Origin of the sequence: Paenibacillus terrae, from assembly GCF_005217525.1 — a bacterium.
Classification (GTDB): Bacteria; Bacillota; Bacilli; order Paenibacillales; family Paenibacillaceae; genus Paenibacillus; species Paenibacillus terrae_C.
This window is the reverse complement of record NZ_PNXQ01000016.1, coordinates 1,215,991-1,232,833: the sequence shown is the minus strand read 5'-3', so window position 1 is coordinate 1,232,833 and position 16,843 is coordinate 1,215,991. Positions and strand designations below refer to the sequence as shown.

The 16,843-nt window shown below is 50.1% G+C and carries 14 protein-coding genes and 1 pseudogene; 13 read left to right on the top strand and 2 right to left on the bottom strand.

Annotated features, from left to right (window positions below):
* Nucleotides 1-65 precede the first annotated feature (65 nt).
* The 4 genes and pseudogenes from C1I60_RS23275 to C1I60_RS23260 all read left to right on the top strand — a co-directional run.
* Nucleotides 66-1,289 (top strand): annotated as a pseudogene (locus C1I60_RS23275) (2-hydroxycarboxylate transporter family protein); the annotation flags it as partial.
* A gap of 76 nt (nucleotides 1,290-1,365) precedes the next feature.
* A complete protein-coding gene (locus C1I60_RS23270) occupies nucleotides 1,366-2,571 on the top strand; it encodes an NAD(P)-dependent malic enzyme (protein ID WP_137063835.1) in 1,206 nt (401 codons plus the stop codon).
* A gap of 171 nt (nucleotides 2,572-2,742) precedes the next feature.
* Nucleotides 2,743-3,117, top strand: coding sequence for a hypothetical protein (locus C1I60_RS23265; protein ID WP_137063834.1), 375 nt, complete (start codon nucleotides 2,743-2,745; stop codon nucleotides 3,115-3,117).
* 24 nt (nucleotides 3,118-3,141) lie between these two features.
* Nucleotides 3,142-3,327: a YfhD family protein gene (locus C1I60_RS23260; protein ID WP_044645104.1), complete on the top strand. Its 186-nt coding sequence runs from the start codon at nucleotides 3,142-3,144 to the stop codon at nucleotides 3,325-3,327.
* A gap of 87 nt (nucleotides 3,328-3,414) precedes the next feature.
* On the opposite strand, the gene C1I60_RS23255 is transcribed toward C1I60_RS23260, so the two are convergent.
* The gene (locus C1I60_RS23255; RefSeq protein WP_137063833.1) at nucleotides 3,415-3,834 is read right to left on the bottom strand and encodes a hypothetical protein; all 420 of its coding nucleotides are present in this window, start codon (nucleotides 3,832-3,834) and stop codon (nucleotides 3,415-3,417) included.
* A 195-nt stretch (nucleotides 3,835-4,029) separates the two neighbouring features.
* On the opposite strand from C1I60_RS23255, the gene prmA reads away from it, so the two are divergent.
* The 5 genes from prmA to C1I60_RS23230 all read left to right on the top strand — a co-directional run bounded on the left by prmA (nucleotide 4,030) and on the right by C1I60_RS23230 (nucleotide 8,500).
* Complete coding sequence (gene prmA, locus C1I60_RS23250; protein ID WP_137063832.1) at nucleotides 4,030-4,995, top strand: 50S ribosomal protein L11 methyltransferase; 966 nt, start codon at nucleotides 4,030-4,032, stop codon at nucleotides 4,993-4,995.
* 2 nt (nucleotides 4,996-4,997) lie between these two features.
* Nucleotides 4,998-5,690: a site-2 protease family protein gene (locus tag C1I60_RS23245; protein ID WP_044645101.1), complete on the top strand. Its 693-nt coding sequence runs from the start codon at nucleotides 4,998-5,000 to the stop codon at nucleotides 5,688-5,690.
* A 162-nt stretch (nucleotides 5,691-5,852) separates the two neighbouring features.
* Complete coding sequence (locus C1I60_RS23240; RefSeq protein WP_137063831.1) at nucleotides 5,853-6,617, top strand: 16S rRNA (uracil(1498)-N(3))-methyltransferase; 765 nt, start codon at nucleotides 5,853-5,855, stop codon at nucleotides 6,615-6,617.
* 1 nt (nucleotide 6,618) lies between these two features.
* Nucleotides 6,619-7,962, top strand: a complete 1,344-nt coding sequence (gene mtaB, locus C1I60_RS23235) for a tRNA (N(6)-L-threonylcarbamoyladenosine(37)-C(2))-methylthiotransferase MtaB (protein WP_137063830.1) — start codon at nucleotides 6,619-6,621, stop codon at nucleotides 7,960-7,962.
* A gap of 103 nt (nucleotides 7,963-8,065) precedes the next feature.
* A complete protein-coding gene (locus C1I60_RS23230) occupies nucleotides 8,066-8,500 on the top strand; it encodes an NUDIX hydrolase (RefSeq protein ID WP_137063829.1) in 435 nt (144 codons plus the stop codon).
* Here C1I60_RS23230 and C1I60_RS23225 read toward each other — a convergent pair.
* The gene (locus C1I60_RS23225) at nucleotides 8,490-9,512 is read right to left on the bottom strand and encodes a Na/Pi cotransporter family protein (protein ID WP_137063893.1); all 1,023 of its coding nucleotides are present in this window, start codon (nucleotides 9,510-9,512) and stop codon (nucleotides 8,490-8,492) included. The two genes, C1I60_RS23230 and C1I60_RS23225, sit on opposite strands and share 11 nt — an antisense overlap.
* Nucleotides 9,513-9,589: 77 nt before the next feature.
* Between C1I60_RS23225 and C1I60_RS25020 the strand changes: the two genes are divergently transcribed.
* From C1I60_RS25020 to C1I60_RS26010, 4 genes are all read left to right on the top strand, one after another.
* The gene (locus tag C1I60_RS25020) at nucleotides 9,590-9,742 is read left to right on the top strand and encodes a hypothetical protein (RefSeq protein ID WP_212734499.1); all 153 of its coding nucleotides are present in this window, start codon (nucleotides 9,590-9,592) and stop codon (nucleotides 9,740-9,742) included.
* Between the two features lie 297 nt (nucleotides 9,743-10,039).
* Entirely contained in the window at nucleotides 10,040-11,416 is a 1,377-nt protein-coding gene (locus tag C1I60_RS23220; RefSeq protein ID WP_137063828.1) for a class I SAM-dependent rRNA methyltransferase, read from the top strand.
* A gap of 230 nt (nucleotides 11,417-11,646) precedes the next feature.
* Nucleotides 11,647-15,213 (top strand): helicase-exonuclease AddAB subunit AddB, encoded by a 3,567-nt coding sequence (addB, locus tag C1I60_RS23215; protein WP_137063827.1) that lies wholly within the window; start codon nucleotides 11,647-11,649, stop codon nucleotides 15,211-15,213.
* Nucleotides 15,210-16,843, top strand: a 1,634-nt coding sequence (locus C1I60_RS26010; protein WP_252361851.1) for a UvrD-helicase domain-containing protein, incomplete at its 3' end; no start/stop codon positions are given. The genes addB and C1I60_RS26010, both read left to right, overlap by 4 nt.

Genomic DNA, 16,843 nt, shown 5'->3' with positions numbered 1-16,843 from the left:
TTTATCAGTATCGAATTTTACCGCAGGCGGAGGAAATTATGAACAGTTATATTTAAGCCCTCTTAATGATTACATTAATTGTATACGCAGCTGCGATTACACAGAGACTTCCGAACGATCTGCTGGGCGGATTTGCCGTCATTATGATTTTAGGCATACTGCTCAGTGATCTGGGGGCCAAACTTCCTGTGCTCAAGCATATTGGGGGTCCGGCCATTCTGTCACTCATGGTTCCATCGTTGATGGTATTTTGGAACATGTTTCCTCCATCTGCGATGGGCGCTGTACACACGCTGATGAAAACCTCGAATTTTCTTTATTTTTATATCGCTTGTCTGGTCACCGGAAGTATTCTGGGTATGGATCGGAAGATGCTGATGAACGGAATTGTCAAAATTTTTGCCCCCATTATAATAGGCTCTATTGCAGCGGTAGCAGTAGGTATGGTTGTGGGTATGGCTTTTGGCTACAGCGCTTATCATACGTTCTTTTACATCATTATTCCGATTATCTCCGGCGGGATTGGAGAAGGGATTCTACCATTGTCCATTTCATATGGATTGGTGCTGGGCAAGGATTCAGCGATATTTGTATCCCAGTTTATCCCGGCCGCGATCATTGGCAATATTGTTGCCATCATAGGTGCGGGTATTTTGAAAAAAATGGCGGAGAAAAATCCTCATACTTCTGGTAACGGAAAGTTGTTGAAACTCGATAAAGAAGGGGAAAAATTATCTCCAGTGAATCTGGAACAACCTGTTTCGTTTCCATTGATGGGTGGGGGGCTGCTGTTAGCCTGTACTTTCTTTATTGTCGGTAAACTACTGGAGCCGTATCTTCATATTCCTGGGCCGATTCTGATGATTCTGGCTGCGGCCTTAATGAAGTGTATCCAAGCGATGCCGGCACAGATAGAACAGGGGGCTTTTCATTTGTACAAATGTATTGCGGCAAGTCTGACATGGCCATTGATGGTAGGATTGGGTATTTTGTATGTGCCTTTGGATAGTGTGGTCGGAATTCTGACAATTCCCTATGCCATAACCTGCGCATCTGTCGTGATTACATTGATTGTTGCTGGATACTTCACAGGAAAATGGATTCACATGTACCCGGTGGAAGCTGCATTGGTAACCAGTTGTCGTGGCGGATTGGGTGGTACGGGGGATGTAGCGATCCTGTCTGCATCGAACCGGATGGAGCTGATGCCTTTTGCACAAATAGCAACACGCATTGGCGGGGCAGCCACAGTCATTTTAGCAACCTTGTTACTCAATTTATGGAGCTGATGAGCCTATACAAAAGCCTGATATCTATAACAATTGTACAGAAAAAATATACAGACATGAAAGGATGGAGAGAAGCATGAGTAGCTTAACAGAAGAAATCAGACAATTACATGAGGGCGGTAAAATGGAGACCCAACCGAAGCAGCCGATTGCAAGCATGGAGGAACTATCCAAGATTTACACTCCCGGCGTAGCTGAAATCTGTATGGAAATTGCAAATGATCCAGCTAAAGCGTATCAATTAACGATCAAAAAAAATACAGTGGCGGTCGTATCGGACGGAACAGCGGTGCTAGGATTGGGAGATATCGGACCAGAGGCGGCTATGCCTGTGATGGAAGGTAAGGCGGTTCTATTCAAACAATTTGCAGGCGTAGACGCATTTCCAATCTGCCTTAATACGAAGGACCCTGATGAAATTGTTCAAATTGTCAAAATGATTGCCCCTGCCTTTGGTGGTATTAATTTGGAGGATATCTCTTCACCGCGCTGCTTTGAGATTGAGAGACGATTAAAAGAGGAACTGGACATTCCGGTATTTCATGATGATCAGCATGGTACGGCCGTCGTCGTGTTGGCAGGTCTGGTGAATGCATTGAAGGTATGCGGCAAAAAAATAGAGGATGTCAAAGTGGTATTTGCAGGTATCGGTGCGGCGGGTACGGCTTGCTCTCGGATGTTGCTTAAGGCGGGTGTACGCAATCTGATTGGCGTTGATCGGCAGGGAGCCATTCATCGTGGCGTGGAATATAGCAATCCACATTGGACGGAGTATGCGAGCATGACCAATCCGTACAATTTGAGTGGTAGTTTATCTGAGGTGATTGTGGGGGCCGATGTGTTCATCGGTCTGTCAGGCCCGGATTTACTGAGTGTGAAGGATATTCAGAGCATGGCTGCTGATCCTATCGTCTTCGCCATGGCGAACCCGAAGCCGGAAATTGACCCAGCCTTAGCAGCCCCTTATGTGCGTGTTCTGGCTACGGGCCGCTCTGATTTTCCAAATCAGATTAACAATGTGCTGTGCTTTCCGGGAATTTTCCGGGGCGCACTGGATTGCCATGCCACGACGATTAATGAAGAAATGAAGCTGGCTGCCGGGCTTGCTATTGCTGATGCGATCAGCCCTGAGGAGCTAAGTGAAACTTATATCATACCTAATGTGTTTAATCCGAAGGTGGTCTCTAAGGTTCGTGATGCTGTCATTCGCGCTGCGTGGGAGACAGGAGTAGCCAAGGCAGGTAAAGCTCCTGCCGCTGCTTTGCACCCGCAAAAGTTATAGTCTTCACAAACTACTTTTCAACCGTTTCAGCATACTAAACTCGGTGTTGTTTGTTCCGTTTAGCCTTCGTGGGGAATATAAATCCGTGCCAATGAGCAGGATATAGCAAAGCGCAACTGTCTGTGTTCTTGAACAGGAGTTGCGCTCAATACCACACAGGGAGTTTTGGGGATGAGTGAAAAAAATATTTTGGCGTATTTCAAAAGCCCCGAGGAAGCACAAGGAGCAGCTAGAAAGCTGGAAGCTCTCCGGGCAGCAGATGTATCTATAGACCGATTTAGCCGCTATCCCCGACAGTCTACAGCCAATGCTGGATTACCTGTATTTGCGGGACAAATTAGCAGCTTGTCCTCACTGACGCAGGGAGTGGAGTTTACGGATGCAACTCCAGCGATACTGGCTGCGGCTGATCCATCTGCCAGCGGAATGAGTGACGGCGGGCAAGGTGGGCCGACAGGCCGTGATATATTGCTAACCGCTGTGGTGGATGAATCCATTCATCATCAGGCGATGTCTATTGTGGAACAAGCAGGTGGTATGCTGTGAAAACGTTGGAAGGAGCTGTGACAGATGCCCACAAACAAACGGTTCGATAAAGTGCTGACCAAAACCGAGAAAATCAAGCGTGCACAATCTGCTAAAAATGAGGATGTTGAGTTCTCGGCAGAGCAGGCAGATGCTCAGGATTTGGAAGCGATCCGGCGCGGTGAAGTAGCTGATCGTCGTCAGGAGCGCATCATAAACGACAGCGAGTAGAATTCAATAAGACGGGTCATCCCTATCATTAAATATGATTTGCGGGATTGCCCGTCTTATTTGTATTTCATCCTCTTGTCTATTTAATTATCCGCTATAGGCTGTTGCGCTAAAAACAAGGGGACCAGAGACGAAAGCAGTAGTCGCAGGCGTTTGATTTTCAATAATCAGTTGATAGTTTTGCACGCCCAGAGGAGCAACATCTACCGTTTCGACATTAATGATGATGTTGTCGTCAAACAGATTAGTCTGCAGCCCGTAATAGATTTCTTTGCCGGCTCTCCATATGCGGACAAGCGATCGAATATTGCCCGCACCAACAAAATGCAAGCCAATGGATGCCTTTAACTCTACCCGATTGTTAGCGGCTCCAGGAATAGTAGGATCAATAAATACGGAAGCAGTAGCAATCCCTAGTCCGGCTGGAGAAATAGGAACCGGAAGACTAATCCCATTGGTAATAGGTGTGATGACAGTAGAATTATAATCCAAAACGGTTTTGGCCATTATAATTCACTCCTTCTTTGAATATACTATATTGTATGTACTAGAGTTAAGGAGGCTTGGACTAAATGAGCCGGCAATATGCACAAGTTCTACAAAAACATTTTGCACTTCGATGATACTAGCTTTTTTGAACTCCTATGCATGTATATAGTACAATATAGAGTATGCATGTGAAATGAGGAGGAAATGAAAACCATGTTGTGGCATGAAATTACAATACATACAACCGAAGAAGCCGTCGAAATGATTTCGAATTTTCTGCACGAAGCAGGTGCGGGAGGGGTTTCCATTGAAGAATCCGGTTCGTTGAACAAACCACGCGATACGTCCTACGGACAGTGGTATGATCGGCCCTTGAATGACATTCCTGAAGGACAAGCGACCATCAAGGGGTATTTTGCCGAAGAAGTTGAGATGGACGTGATCCGTTCGCAAATTGAGCCACGCGTCGAAGAATTGAGAACATTCGATATTGACCCTGGTGAGGTTCGGTATGAGCTGAAAACGGTCAATGAGGATGACTGGGCGAATGCCTGGAAGCAATATTTCAAGCCATTGCGTGTGTCGGATCGTCTAACGATCAAACCGACTTGGGAAGCCTATGAGCCTGCCAGTGAAGATGAAAAAATCATTGAGCTGGACCCCGGCATGGCCTTTGGCACTGGAACGCATCCCACAACATCACTTTGTCTGAGAGCGTTGGAATCTGTGATCAATGGTGGAGAGGAAGTCATTGATGTGGGCACAGGCTCCGGCATTTTGGCGATCGGAGCCGTGCAACTGGGAGCGAAGCATGTACTGGCTCTGGACCTTGATCCCGTAGCGGTATCCAGTGCGCGGGAAAATACCCATCTGAATGGGTTGGAGGATCGCATTACCATTAAAGAGAGCGATCTGCTGTCCGTGCTGAATGCGAGCGATCCGACGCTGGGTATCCAACTGCCAGTCAAGCTGGTGGTCGCTAATATTTTGGCCGAAATTATTTTGCTGTTTATTGATGATGTGTACAAGGCTCTGGAGCCAGGTGGTATTTATATCGCTTCAGGGATTTGGAAGAACAAAGAAGAGGTTGTCGAAAACGCATTGAAGGCGGCGGGCTTCGACATTGCCGAAACGTGCCGGGATGAGGACTGGCTGGCGTTTGTGGCGAGAAAGAGGTAACCATGGATTTTTTACAAAATATTTTTCGTGTGAAGTTAGAGGTTCTTCCGTTTTACTTGCTGGCTCTGATCATATCTTTTACGGTGCATGAATTTGCGCATGCGTATTATGCCAATAAATTCGGTGACCCTACAGCCAAGCTGCTGGGACGCGTGACTTTAAATCCGGCAGTGCATATTGATCTGATGGGTACGCTGCTGCTGCTGATCGGGGGCTTCGGCTGGGCCAAACCGGTTCCAGTCAACCGTGACAATTTCAGTCGTCCACGTTCTATGGGGATTGTCGTGTCTGCTGCTGGACCACTGAGCAATTTGCTGCTTGCCTTTGTGGCTACCTTGATTTATGCGGTGCTGCTTCATTTTCAGGTGCTGCCGAATATCGAGAATCAGCGGGTGGCTCAGGCTATCAACTTGTTTATCAATTCATTGATTAGTTTGAATCTGTTTTTATTTATTTTTAATTTAATTCCGCTGCCACCGCTGGATGGCTACCGGATTGTGGAGGATGTGGCCCCTACACCGTTGCGCCGCAAACTTCAGCATTTTGAGCAATGGTCCATCTTTATTTTTCTGTTGATCCTTGTTATCCCGCAGGTGCGGGCGGTGACGATTGAGCCGCTGTATGTGCTATCCCAGACGATTTATGTGCAGTTTTTGCAGTTCGCTTTTTACATCATCGGATTATTTGGAGCCTAACGGCTCCTTTTTTGCGGGTATGGACGGTAGTATAACAATTGAAGCAGCAACACACTGGTCATGCGGGCGCAAAAGATGATATGATGGTGCTTGGTGATTTATTCGGATATTGTACAGAAAGCCAATGGATAACAGTTATTTTCAGAATAGGTGTGAGAGACAATGCAGCGTTATTTTATTCCGGCAGAGCAGTTTCTGGAAGACCATGTGATCGTGACGGGTGAGGATGCGCGACATATAGCCAAGGTCATGCGCGGTCGTAGTGGTGACAAAATTATAGTCAGTGACGGGGTATCCAGGGAAGCGCTGGCTGCGTTGGATACGATAGAACAGGATCGTGTGACGGCGACGATCGTCGAGCCGCTGGAGATGACCTCCGAACCGCATGTGCAGGTCACCATTGCCCAAAGTCTTCCCAAGGGAGACAAGATGGAGACCGTTATGCAAAAATGTACAGAAATCGGGGCAGCTGGGTTTGTACCATTTTTGTCCGAGCGTACGGTCGTGCAGTATGATGCCAAAAAGGAAGGCAAACGGCTGGAACGCTGGCGCAAGATTGTAAAGGAAGCGGCTGAGCAAAGCCACCGTAACCGGATTCCAGAAATAAGTGCGCCGATGACGTGGAAAGAGCTGCTGGCTTCTTTTTCGCAGTATGATTTGATATGCTATTGTTATGAAAAAGAGCAGGGGCAGCAGCTACGGGACGTGATTCAGCCTTTGGCAGGACAATGGACGTCGATGGACAAGCCGCGTGTTCTTCTGGTAGTAGGTCCAGAAGGCGGCTTCAGCGAAGCGGAGAGCCTGGAGGCCGAGCAGGCCGGGGCGCAGTCTACGGGGCTGGGAAGACGCATTTTGCGTGCGGAAACCGCAGGTATGACTGCATTGGCTTGCATTTTATATGAGTCAGGAGAAATGGGAGGGGTTTAATATGCCGTCAGTGGCATTTTACACATTGGGTTGTAAGGTAAACTTTTATGATACAGAAGCGATTTGGCAGCTGTTCAAAAATGAAGGCTATGAGCAGGTAGATTTTGATGAGCAGACAGCTGACGTCTACCTTATTAATACGTGCACCGTTACGAATACCGGCGATAAAAAGAGTCGTCAGATCATTCGCCGTGCGATTCGTCGGAACCCAGATGCTATTGTGGCAGTGACGGGCTGTTACGCCCAGACTTCTCCTGCCGAAATTATGGATATTCCCGGTGTCGATCTCGTGATTGGTACACAGGACCGGGACAAAATTATTCCGTTTGTTCAGGAGATCCAAGAGTCGCGTCAACCTGTGAATGCTGTGCGCAATATTATGAAAACGCGTGTGTTCGAGGAAATGGATGTGCCTGATTTTGCTAACCACACACGTGCGTTTTTGAAAATTCAGGATGGCTGCAACAACTTTTGCACCTTCTGCATCATTCCGTGGTCGCGTGGTTTGTCCCGCAGCCGCGATGCTGCGAGCATTATGGCTCAGGCGCGTCAATTGGTGCATGCGGGTTATAAAGAAATTGTGCTCACAGGCATTCATACAGGTGGTTATGGTGACGACATGGACAATTATGATCTGTCCGATCTGCTGTGGGATCTGGAGAAGGTGGAAGGGCTGGAGCGTATCCGTATCAGTTCCATTGAAGCCAGCCAGATTGATGAAAAAATGCTTGATGTGCTGAATCGTTCCAATAAGCTGGTGCGTCATTTTCACATTCCGCTTCAGGCGGGAGATGACACCGTGCTGAAACGGATGCGCCGTAAATACACAACAGAAGAGTTCTACAATAAAATGTTTATGATTCGCAAGGCGATGCCGGATGTGGCGATTACGACAGACGTTATTGTAGGCTTTCCTGGGGAAACGGACGAAATGTTCCGCAACGGCTATGAGTTGATGAAAAAAATTGGCTTCTCGGAAATGCATGTGTTCCCTTATTCCAAGCGCAGCGGTACGCCTGCGGCGCGTATGGAGGATCAGGTGGACGAGGACGTGAAAAATGCACGTGTGCATGAGCTGATTCAACTGTCAGAGCAGATGCAGTTGGCTTATGCAGAGAAGTTTGTCGGTCAGGTGCTGGATGTCATTCCAGAAGTTGCGCCGAAAGGGACCGAAGATAGCGGCATGCTTCACGGTTACAGTGACAACTACATTCAATTGGTGTTTGAAGGTACTAAGGATCTGGTTGGCAAGGTGTGCCGCGTGAAGCTGACGAAGGCGGGCGTTCATGAAAGCGAAGGCCAATTGGTCCGTGTAATGGAAAATGGGCTGCAAACAGCTCTCTAAGAGCATAAAAAGCCTGAACAGGCATTAGAGATGGCCAACAAGGATTTCGCCTTCCTTACAGGGAGGACGGAATCCTTGTTGCGCAAGGAAAGGGGATTACAGGATGGCAGCAAAAAAGGAAATTTCCGCAGGCGGTGTTGTGTACCGCAACCAAGGGGAGAAGCTTGAAATTCAACTGATTACCGACCGATACGGCAAGGTCTCTTTGGCTAAAGGCAAGATGGAGCCAGGAGAAACGATCGAACAGACGGCTTTACGTGAAATTCGTGAGGAAACTGGGCTGAACGGACGGATTATCCAGCATGTGGATATGATTGCTTATACGTATCAGCATGCTGAATTCGGGGAAGTGGACAAGGAAGTCCATTATTATCTCGTAGAGGCACTGGATGGGGATTTACAGGCACAGATTGAAGAAATTAAAGGTGTTGCATGGCATACGCCTGAGGAAGCATGGCTTCTCCAGCGCCAAGGCGGATATGACAACAATGATGTCATTTTGAGCAAGGCGCTGTCCATGCTGGGAATTAACGTTTGATGATGTTGGGAGACATGCGATTCTCCAAACGTGTCCATACAGGTAAATAGCAGACTGGCAAGACAAGCAGAGAGCTGATCACGTTAAACAGGGTTTGAGCATGTGCGACCTTGGCTCCAGGCTCAGCAGATATCCAGGCGGCTGCCATTGCCAGCCCGGGGATCAGCGGCATAAACAGTAACGCCCCGCCTACGTTCAGCAGCACGTGGGACCAGGCCACAAATTTGCCGGACACGCTGCCGCCGACAGCCGCAATCAGGGCCGTCACGCATGTGCCCACGTTGGAGCCAATGACGATGGCGATACCCACATCGGCTGGCAAAGCTCCCGCAGCCGCAAGGCTGATCGCCATGCCAATAACGGCGGCGCTGCTGTGAACCAGTGCGGTCAGGCAGGCCCCGGCTGCGAAGGCCCACCACATGTTGGCCGCAGCGTGGTCCAGAAACCAGCGGAACAGCCCGGCCTGCTCAATCCAGGGGCCGACTGTTTGCATCACACGGATACCCGCAAGGATCAGCGAAAATCCAGCAAAGCTGAGGCTGATATATTGTACAGCCTGCGGACGGCTAAGCTGATTGGAGCCGGATGGTGGCCCGGCAGACGCATACTGGCGGCTGGAGACAGCCTCGCCCCACAAGACAGCGACGCTCCAGCAAAGCAGCGAGCCGCAGAGCAGTGGAACAGCCAGCTTGCCTAGCTGGAGACCCATTAGCTCGGTAGTCAGGCAGGTACCAATATTGGTGCCCAGGATAATACCGAGCGTGCGGCCATAGGTCAACAGCCCGGCGTTGACCAGTCCGATGGTCAGCACCGTGACAGCAGTGCTGCTCTGCAACAGGGCGGTAATGCCTGAGCTGAACAGCATGCCCCGCCAAGGGGAAACGGTGGCCCGGTTCAACCAGCGGGTGAGGAAAGGGCCAGCCAAATGCCGGAGGGCCGCTTCCATCAGCTTCATCCCGCCCAAGAAAATAAGCAGCCCACCGCACAGCGGCAAAATAACATGAATTAACACGGCCATGAACCCCTCTTCTAAGGTTATGAATTGAATTGCGCTTATGTCAGCTTTTTGCATCATTCGATTCCCAGCGCTTGAAAGAACAATATATAGACGAAATAAACCATTTCGATCTCTATATTGCTGATTTAAAATTGCTCTTGGGATTTATGCAAAATGCTCATGTAACAGCCTATGATCTGATGAGGACAGCCATGACAAGCATGGCTGTGCTGTTTTTTATGTAAACGAGAATTTTTATAGAACTTCACAAGCTTTAAAATGTGAGTTCGATATAAAGGCGGGTAGTAGCGGAGCGATTCATTTGAATCTGGAGATGCGGTAGCGTTCGGCTGAAAGCTTTCCGAAGGAAAGCTGCTTCGAAAGAATATGCTTAATGGGATTTTTACCTTTAAATGTGTTACCTAATCTCAAAAATCCCATTGCAACAGCGATCGTAAGATCAAATGAACCGCGGAGCTGCGCCTCTATCGAACCCCACGCTTTTAACACTTTGAGTAATCCAAGAATGGGAGTGAAGGACTTTGCCTTCAGTAATATTGGAACGCAGCCGTAAAAAAAGGCTGGAGCATGCGCACCCCTGGGTGTTTAAAAATGAAATAGCCAAGGTGGAGGGTGAGCCGGAGGCGGGTGATCTGGTCAGTATCGTCAACCATCAGGGGCGTTATTTGGCAACGGGTTACTATAATCCGGCCTCACAAATTACGGTGCGTGTGATGTCCTACGAGCCGCTGGAAATGATGGATCAAAGCTTTTTTGCCAAACGGTTCCGCGATTGTCTGGAGCACCGTGAACGTTTTGTGACCGGGGGAGACGCGTATCGGCTGGTATACGGCGAGGCTGATTTTTTACCCGGGCTGATTGTAGACCGTTTTGGCGACGTGTTAGTCGTACAATTATTAACGCTCGGTATGGATCGTCGCAGGGAAGAAATCAGGGATGCACTTGTTGAAGTGATTGGCCCTGTTGCTATTTATGAGCGCAGCGATGTATCCATCCGCGAGTTGGAAGGACTGGAACAGGTCAAAGGGCCTTTATATGGCGACTGCCCGCGTCATGTCGTGGTTACGGAAAATGGCTTGCGTATCAAGGTCGATATTGTAGAGGGCCAGAAGACAGGCTATTTCTTCGACCAGCGTGAGAATCGTGCGGCAATTGCTCCACTGATGACGGGCTGGGGAGGACGCAGCGGAATTACGCTACAGGAAGTAGCAGAACAGGGTAACGCTGGCACAGCGGTCATGAAGCCTGTGAACAAAAGCGGTAAGGTTGTGGAGTTCCCATTCTGGGATGGTGCAACCGTGCTGGAGTGCTTTTCACATACGGGAAGCTTTACGCTCAATGCCTGCAAATACGGTGCGAAAAAAGTAACCTGTCTTGATATTTCTGAGCACGCGATTGAAAGCGCACGGGATAATGTCAAGCTGAACGGCTTTGAGGAACGCGTCGAGTTTGTCGTGGACGATGCTTTTCAATATTTGCGCAATCAGGTTAAAGGCGTAGAGGAACGTACCGCGCGGGCCGGGGGAAAAGGAGATACCTCGAAGCCGCTAACAGCAGGGGGCGGACGTACCTTTGATGTAGTTATTCTTGATCCACCAGCCTTTGCGAAAACAAAGAATGCGGTCAAAGGAGCTACCCGTGGATATAAGGATATTAATCTGCACGGGATGAAGCTGGTCAATGAGGGCGGCTATTTAGTGACTGCGAGCTGCTCGTTCCATATGCGGCCGGAGCTATTTCTGGACACGATTAAGGAAGCGGCGGCAGATGCCGGAAAAATCCTCCGTCTGGTGGATTGGAGAGCGGCTGGCAAGGATCATCCTCAGATTCTGGGTGTAGAGGAAGGCCATTATTTGAAATTCGCCATTTTTGAGGTGCGTAGCCAGGCACAATTGTAGAATTCATACACAGTCAAACGACTTTTTAGGTAGCCGAATAAGTAGATTAGGCTCGTTTTACCAATAAATCAGTCCTGTAGAGAAGGCATGCACCAAGCCAACCTGCGGGACTGTTTGTTTTTTGAAGGAGGATTAAATGCTACAAGATGGCAAACGTACGTTCTTTTCTCTCTTGCCTCATATGCTATACTGTTTAATAGATTGTTGTTCGTTGGAAAGGAGGCCGCATCATGTCGGTCCGTTTGTTAATTGGCCGCTCTGGCAGTGGAAAGAGTACGTTAATCCGTCGTGAAATGACGGCTATGCTACGCAAGGAACCGCTAGGTAAGCCTATGCTGTTACTTGTGCCGGAGCAATCGTCATTTGCTTCCGAGCATGCGCTTCTTACAGAAACTGGAAACGGTATTCAGGGGACGGTGCGCGCCCAGGTCATGGGATTTCATCGTCTTGCCTATTTAGTCATGCAGGAAACCGGGGGTTCGGCGCTGGTACCTGTGACGGAGGAAGGCAAGAAGATGCTTTTATATAAAATTATTCGTCGTCGCAAGGATGAGCTGAGTTTATTTAAGGATTCGGGAGACCAGTTGGGCTTTGTGGATCGGTTAAATACGCTGTTTACAGAGCTGAAGCAGTACGGGAATGACACTCGGTCTGTACCGGAGCAACTGGAGCGAATGAATGCTGCGGGGGAATCGACTCCGATTTTACGTGGCAAGCTCAAGGACATCAGTCTGATTTATGAGGATTTTGAAAGAGAGCTGACGCTTCAATATATTGACGGCGAGGATACCCTGCGTATGCTGGCGGAGCAGATTGCCGAATCTTCCATTGTACGTGGAGCCGATATTTGGATGGATGGCTACCGCAGATTTACGCCGCATGAATACAAGGTGGTGGAGCAGCTCATGGTGCACGCTTCTTCGTTGACGGTCGCACTGACCTGCAATCGTAGCTACGAGAGTGGACAGCTTCCGCATGAGCTGGATTTGTTTCATCCTTCGGCGGCTACCTATGTAAAGCTTAAAGGGATGGCGGACGAGCTGATGATGGAGACGCAGACACAACTGCTGCGCCCTGATCCGCTTCCGAGATTTAAGAACCGTCCTGCGTTGGCGTATCTGGAGGCGCAGTTTGAACGACGTGGGGGATATCGGAACCAGGAACGACCCATGCCGCAGCAACAGATGCGGGAGCAATGGAAAGATAAGCAGCCAGAAGAAATCAAGTTGTATGCCGCAGCGAACCGACGTGTCGAGCTTGAGGGGGCAGTGCGCGAAATGCGCCGCCTCGCCCGAGATGAGGGAGCACGTTATCGGGAAATGGCTCTGTTTGTACGCCATATTGAGGATTATGAGCCGTGGGTGGAGCCGATATTCAAACAATATGAGGTTCCGGTATTCCTGGATCAGCGCAGAAGCGTATTGCATCATCCATTGGTGGAAATGATTCGGGCTTCGCTGGATATCGTCCAGCGGCGTTGGCGGTATGAGGATGTATTTCGTGCGGTCAAAACGGATCTTCTATTACCGCAGGATGAACGGGTCAGCCGCGAGGATATGGACCGTCTGGAAAACTACGTATTGGCCTGTGGGATACAGGGCAGCCGCTGGACAGACGGACGTCCTTGGCAGGCTGTACCTAGCCTTTCGCTGGAGCTAGAGGAACAGGAGCGAAATCGTCAAAGGGACGAAACGCTGGATCTAATGGAGCTGTGCCGTGATGTGATTGTGACGCCTTTGCGTGCGTTTGAGAAACGTCTGGGTAAGGCTCGGACTGCACTTGAGAAGTGTGAAGCGGTGTACTTGTTGCTGGAGGATGCGGAAATTGGGCATAAGCTGGATGACTTGATCCATCAGGCCGAGAAAGCGGGAAATCCCGAACAGGCGAAGGAGCATCGTCAGGTATGGGATGCGGTGCTTGAGCTGTTGGATCAGATCGTCGAAATGATGGGTGACGAGAAGCTGGACACTTCTTTATTTGCAGGTGTGCTGGAAACGGGGCTGATAGAGTACCGTATGGGTCTTGTCCCGCCAGCTCTGGATCAGGTGCTGGTCGGAAACACGGACCGTACTCGCGTAGCTGGTATTCAGCATGCCTTTGTACTGGGTATGAACGAAGGTGTGATGCCGGCTGTATTTCATGAGGACGGCGTGTTGAACGAGCAGGAACGCACCGCCCTGAATGAACGGGGAGTGGAGCTGGCACCGAATATGACAAGACGTCTGCTGGATGAACGTTTTCTTGCGTATACGGCGCTCACATCAGCCGGAAGCAGTCTGTGGATGAGCTACGCCGTAACCGACGAAGAGGGTAAGTCGTTGCTCCCGTCAGAGTTGGTACGCCATGTCCGTCAACTGTTCCCTGCTCTGGAAGAGCATCCGTTAGCTGCCTATCCTTTGCCTGGGGACCTATGGGCGACGCAATGGGAGTATGCTTCCCATCCGTCCGAGGCATTGCCGCAGCTGATCGCGCAATTCCGACAATGGCGGCATGGTGGAGAGATTTTATCTCCCTGGTGGGAGGTGTACAACTGGTATGCGTGCCAGCAGGGGCGTGAAAAGGACAAGCTGAGTCAGTTGCTGACCTCACTTTTTTACGAAAATCATGCCGAAATGCGGAAGGAAACGAGTCGCCGTCTGTACGGCAGCAAGCTGCGTACCAGCGTATCTCGTATGGAACGTTTTTTCGCTTGTCCGTTTTCGCATTTTGCTTCTCATGGCCTTCGCTTGAAGGAGCGCCAAATGTATCGGCTGAAGGCACCGGATATCGGGCAGTTGTTCCATGCGGCGCTCGGAGAGATGGCGATGAATTTACGTAAACGGAACGTGAGCTGGGGCAGTCTCAGTACAGAGGAATGCCAACAAGAGGCGGAATCGACAGTGGAGCGTTTGGCCCCTCGTCTGCAAGGGGAGATTTTAATGAGCTCCAAGCGGTACGGGTACATTTTGCGCAAGCTGAAAGACATTGTAAGTCGGGCTTCGCTGATTTTAGGAGAACATGCCCGTAGAGGAAGCTTTGAGCCACTGGAGCTGGAACTGGGTTTTGGGCCGGGAGAAAAGCTTCCTCCTCTGACCTTTCGATTGGACAATGGTGTGGTGATGGAAATCGTCGGACGAATTGACCGCGTGGATGTGGCAGAGGGAGAACAAGGCTTGCTTTTACGCGTCATTGATTACAAATCCAGCCAAAAGGATCTCAAGCTGCATGAGGTGTACTATGGCTTGTCCTTGCAAATGCTCACGTACCTGGACGTTCTGCTGAATGCGGCGGAGGAATGGTTGGGTGAGACGGCTTACCCGGCGGGTACGCTGTATTTTCACGTCCACAATCCGATGTTGCAGTCGCCAAATGGTCTTAGTGCGGAACAGGCCCGTCAGGAGCTTTTGAAACGCTTCAAGATGAAAGGACTATTGCTTGCCGATCGGAATGTGGTTGGTCAAATGGACACGGCACTGGACAAGGGGTATTCCTCCATTTTGCCAGTTGCGGTAAAGGCGGACGGTAGCTTTTACAGCAGTGCGTCTGTCGCTTCGCCGGAACAGTGGGATAGCCTGCTGGCTTCGGTACGCGATAATATCCGAACGATTGGGACACGCATGACAGAGGGCGACGTGGCGATTGAACCTTACCGTATCCAGCAAGAGACGGCATGTACCTTCTGTTCTTTCAAACCTGTTTGTCAATTTGACGACAGTCTGGAGGGCAGCGGCTACAACCAATGGGGGAAACCCGGTAAAGATCAGATCTGGGATTTGCTTGGGTCTGCACAGGAAGGGAAAGGAGGAATGGACCAATGATAAGCAAACCAAGCACTAACGGAACACCAAAGCCGGAAGGCAGTATGTGGAGTGATGACCAGTGGCGTGCGATTTCCGAATCCGGCAACAACATGCTGGTAGCGGCAGCGGCGGGGTCTGGTAAAACAGCGGTGCTCGTAGAGCGCATTATTCGTAAAATCGCCGAGCCCCGGCTCGGTTTCAGCGTGGATCGGCTGCTGGTAGCGACCTTTACGAAGGCTGCCGCCGCCGAAATGCGCCAACGTATCCGCGAAGCCTTGGAACGTGTGCTGGAACAGGAGCCGGATAGTGAGCATGTACGTCGCCAGCTATCGCTGCTGAATCGGGCGTCGATTACGACGCTCCACTCTTTTTGTATGGAGGTCATTCGCAGGCATTATCAGGCCATTCCCCTTGATCCCGGTTTTCGGATTATGAATGAGCATGAGACGGAATTGCTGCGGCAGGAGCTGCTGGAAGAACTGTTTGAGGAAAAGTATGAGGCTAACGATGAAGGCAGTACGTTTCGCAGACTGGTGGACTGGTTTAGCGGTGAGCGTACAGATGATGCGATGTATGTGCTTGTTCAGCGCTTGTACGATTTTTCGCAAAGTCATCCCTGGCCGGAGCACTGGCTGAGGGAGACGGCAGCAGCGTTCTGTGTACAGGATGTGGCGGCTTTGGGAGAGACTCCTTGGGTTCGCAGCATTTTGGTGGATGCGGCACTTTCGCTGCGCGGAGCAGCAAGCCTGCTGGAGCAGGCTTATGAGACAGCTATGCAGCCCGGCGGCCCTGCACCCTATGCAGTGACGCTGCAAGAGGATACCGCAATGGTGAAGGGACTATTGCAGGCGTTGGAGACACAGCCGTGGGCCTCGCTATATGATCACTTTCAAATAGCGGCCTTCGGCAAGCTCAAGCCAGTCAAAAAGGATCAGACCGAGCCTGCATTGCAGGAACGGGTCAAGGCGCTCCGTGAGGCAGCCAAAAAAATGATTACGGATATGAAGGCTTCCCTGTTCGGCAGGAGGGCGGAAGCCTATTTGGAGGAACTGCATGGGGCGGCTCCTCTGATGGAGGAACTGGTGGAGACCGTAATTGCATTCGGGGAACGATTTCAAAAGCACAAGCAGTCCAAAGGGCTGGTGGATTTCGGGGATTTGGAGCACTATTGTCTAAAAATATTACGTCATCCCGACTCTACTCCGCACAGACTGCTGCCTTCGGACGCTGCGCTCGAATACAAGGAGCAATTCGACGAGGTACTGCTGGATGAGTACCAGGATACGAATACGGTACAGGAGGATATCGTCAGACTGGTATCCCGTGAAGAACCGGGTAACCGTTTTATGGTAGGGGACGTAAAGCAGAGTATTTATCGGTTTCGGTTGGCGGAGCCGGGCCTGTTTTTGAACAAATACCAGCGATACGGTATGCAGGAGCAGGAAGATGGCTTTTTAATTGATCTGGCACGCAATTTCCGCAGTCGGGTGGAAGTCGTTGATGCAGTCAATCTGGTGTTCCGGCAAATCATGAGCGTGGATGTAGCGGAAATTGAATACGATGAACGGGCATGGCTGGCGCATGGTGCTTCTTATCCCGAGCAGACAGAAAAGGAAATGGAAAAGGATGCTACATCCCCATATGCACC

Bases quoted from the DNA above. Each gene is read 5' to 3' on its own strand.
- C1I60_RS23270 (WP_137063835.1), top strand. From the start codon at position 1,366: ATGAGTAGCTTAACAGAAGAAATCAGACAATTACATGAGGGCGGTAAA.
- C1I60_RS23265 (WP_137063834.1), top strand. From the start codon at position 2,743: ATGAGTGAAAAAAATATTTTGGCGTATTTCAAAAGCCCCGAGGAAGCA.
- C1I60_RS23260 (WP_044645104.1), top strand. From the start codon at position 3,142: ATGCCCACAAACAAACGGTTCGATAAAGTGCTGACCAAAACCGAGAAA.
- C1I60_RS23255 (WP_137063833.1), bottom strand. From the start codon at position 3,834: ATGGCCAAAACCGTTTTGGATTATAATTCTACTGTCATCACACCTATT.
- prmA (WP_137063832.1), top strand. From the start codon at position 4,030: ATGTTGTGGCATGAAATTACAATACATACAACCGAAGAAGCCGTCGAA.
- C1I60_RS23245 (WP_044645101.1), top strand. From the start codon at position 4,998: ATGGATTTTTTACAAAATATTTTTCGTGTGAAGTTAGAGGTTCTTCCG.
- C1I60_RS23240 (WP_137063831.1), top strand. From the start codon at position 5,853: ATGCAGCGTTATTTTATTCCGGCAGAGCAGTTTCTGGAAGACCATGTG.
- mtaB (WP_137063830.1), top strand. From the start codon at position 6,619: ATGCCGTCAGTGGCATTTTACACATTGGGTTGTAAGGTAAACTTTTAT.
- C1I60_RS23230 (WP_137063829.1), top strand. From the start codon at position 8,066: ATGGCAGCAAAAAAGGAAATTTCCGCAGGCGGTGTTGTGTACCGCAAC.
- addB (WP_137063827.1), top strand. From the start codon at position 11,647: ATGTCGGTCCGTTTGTTAATTGGCCGCTCTGGCAGTGGAAAGAGTACG.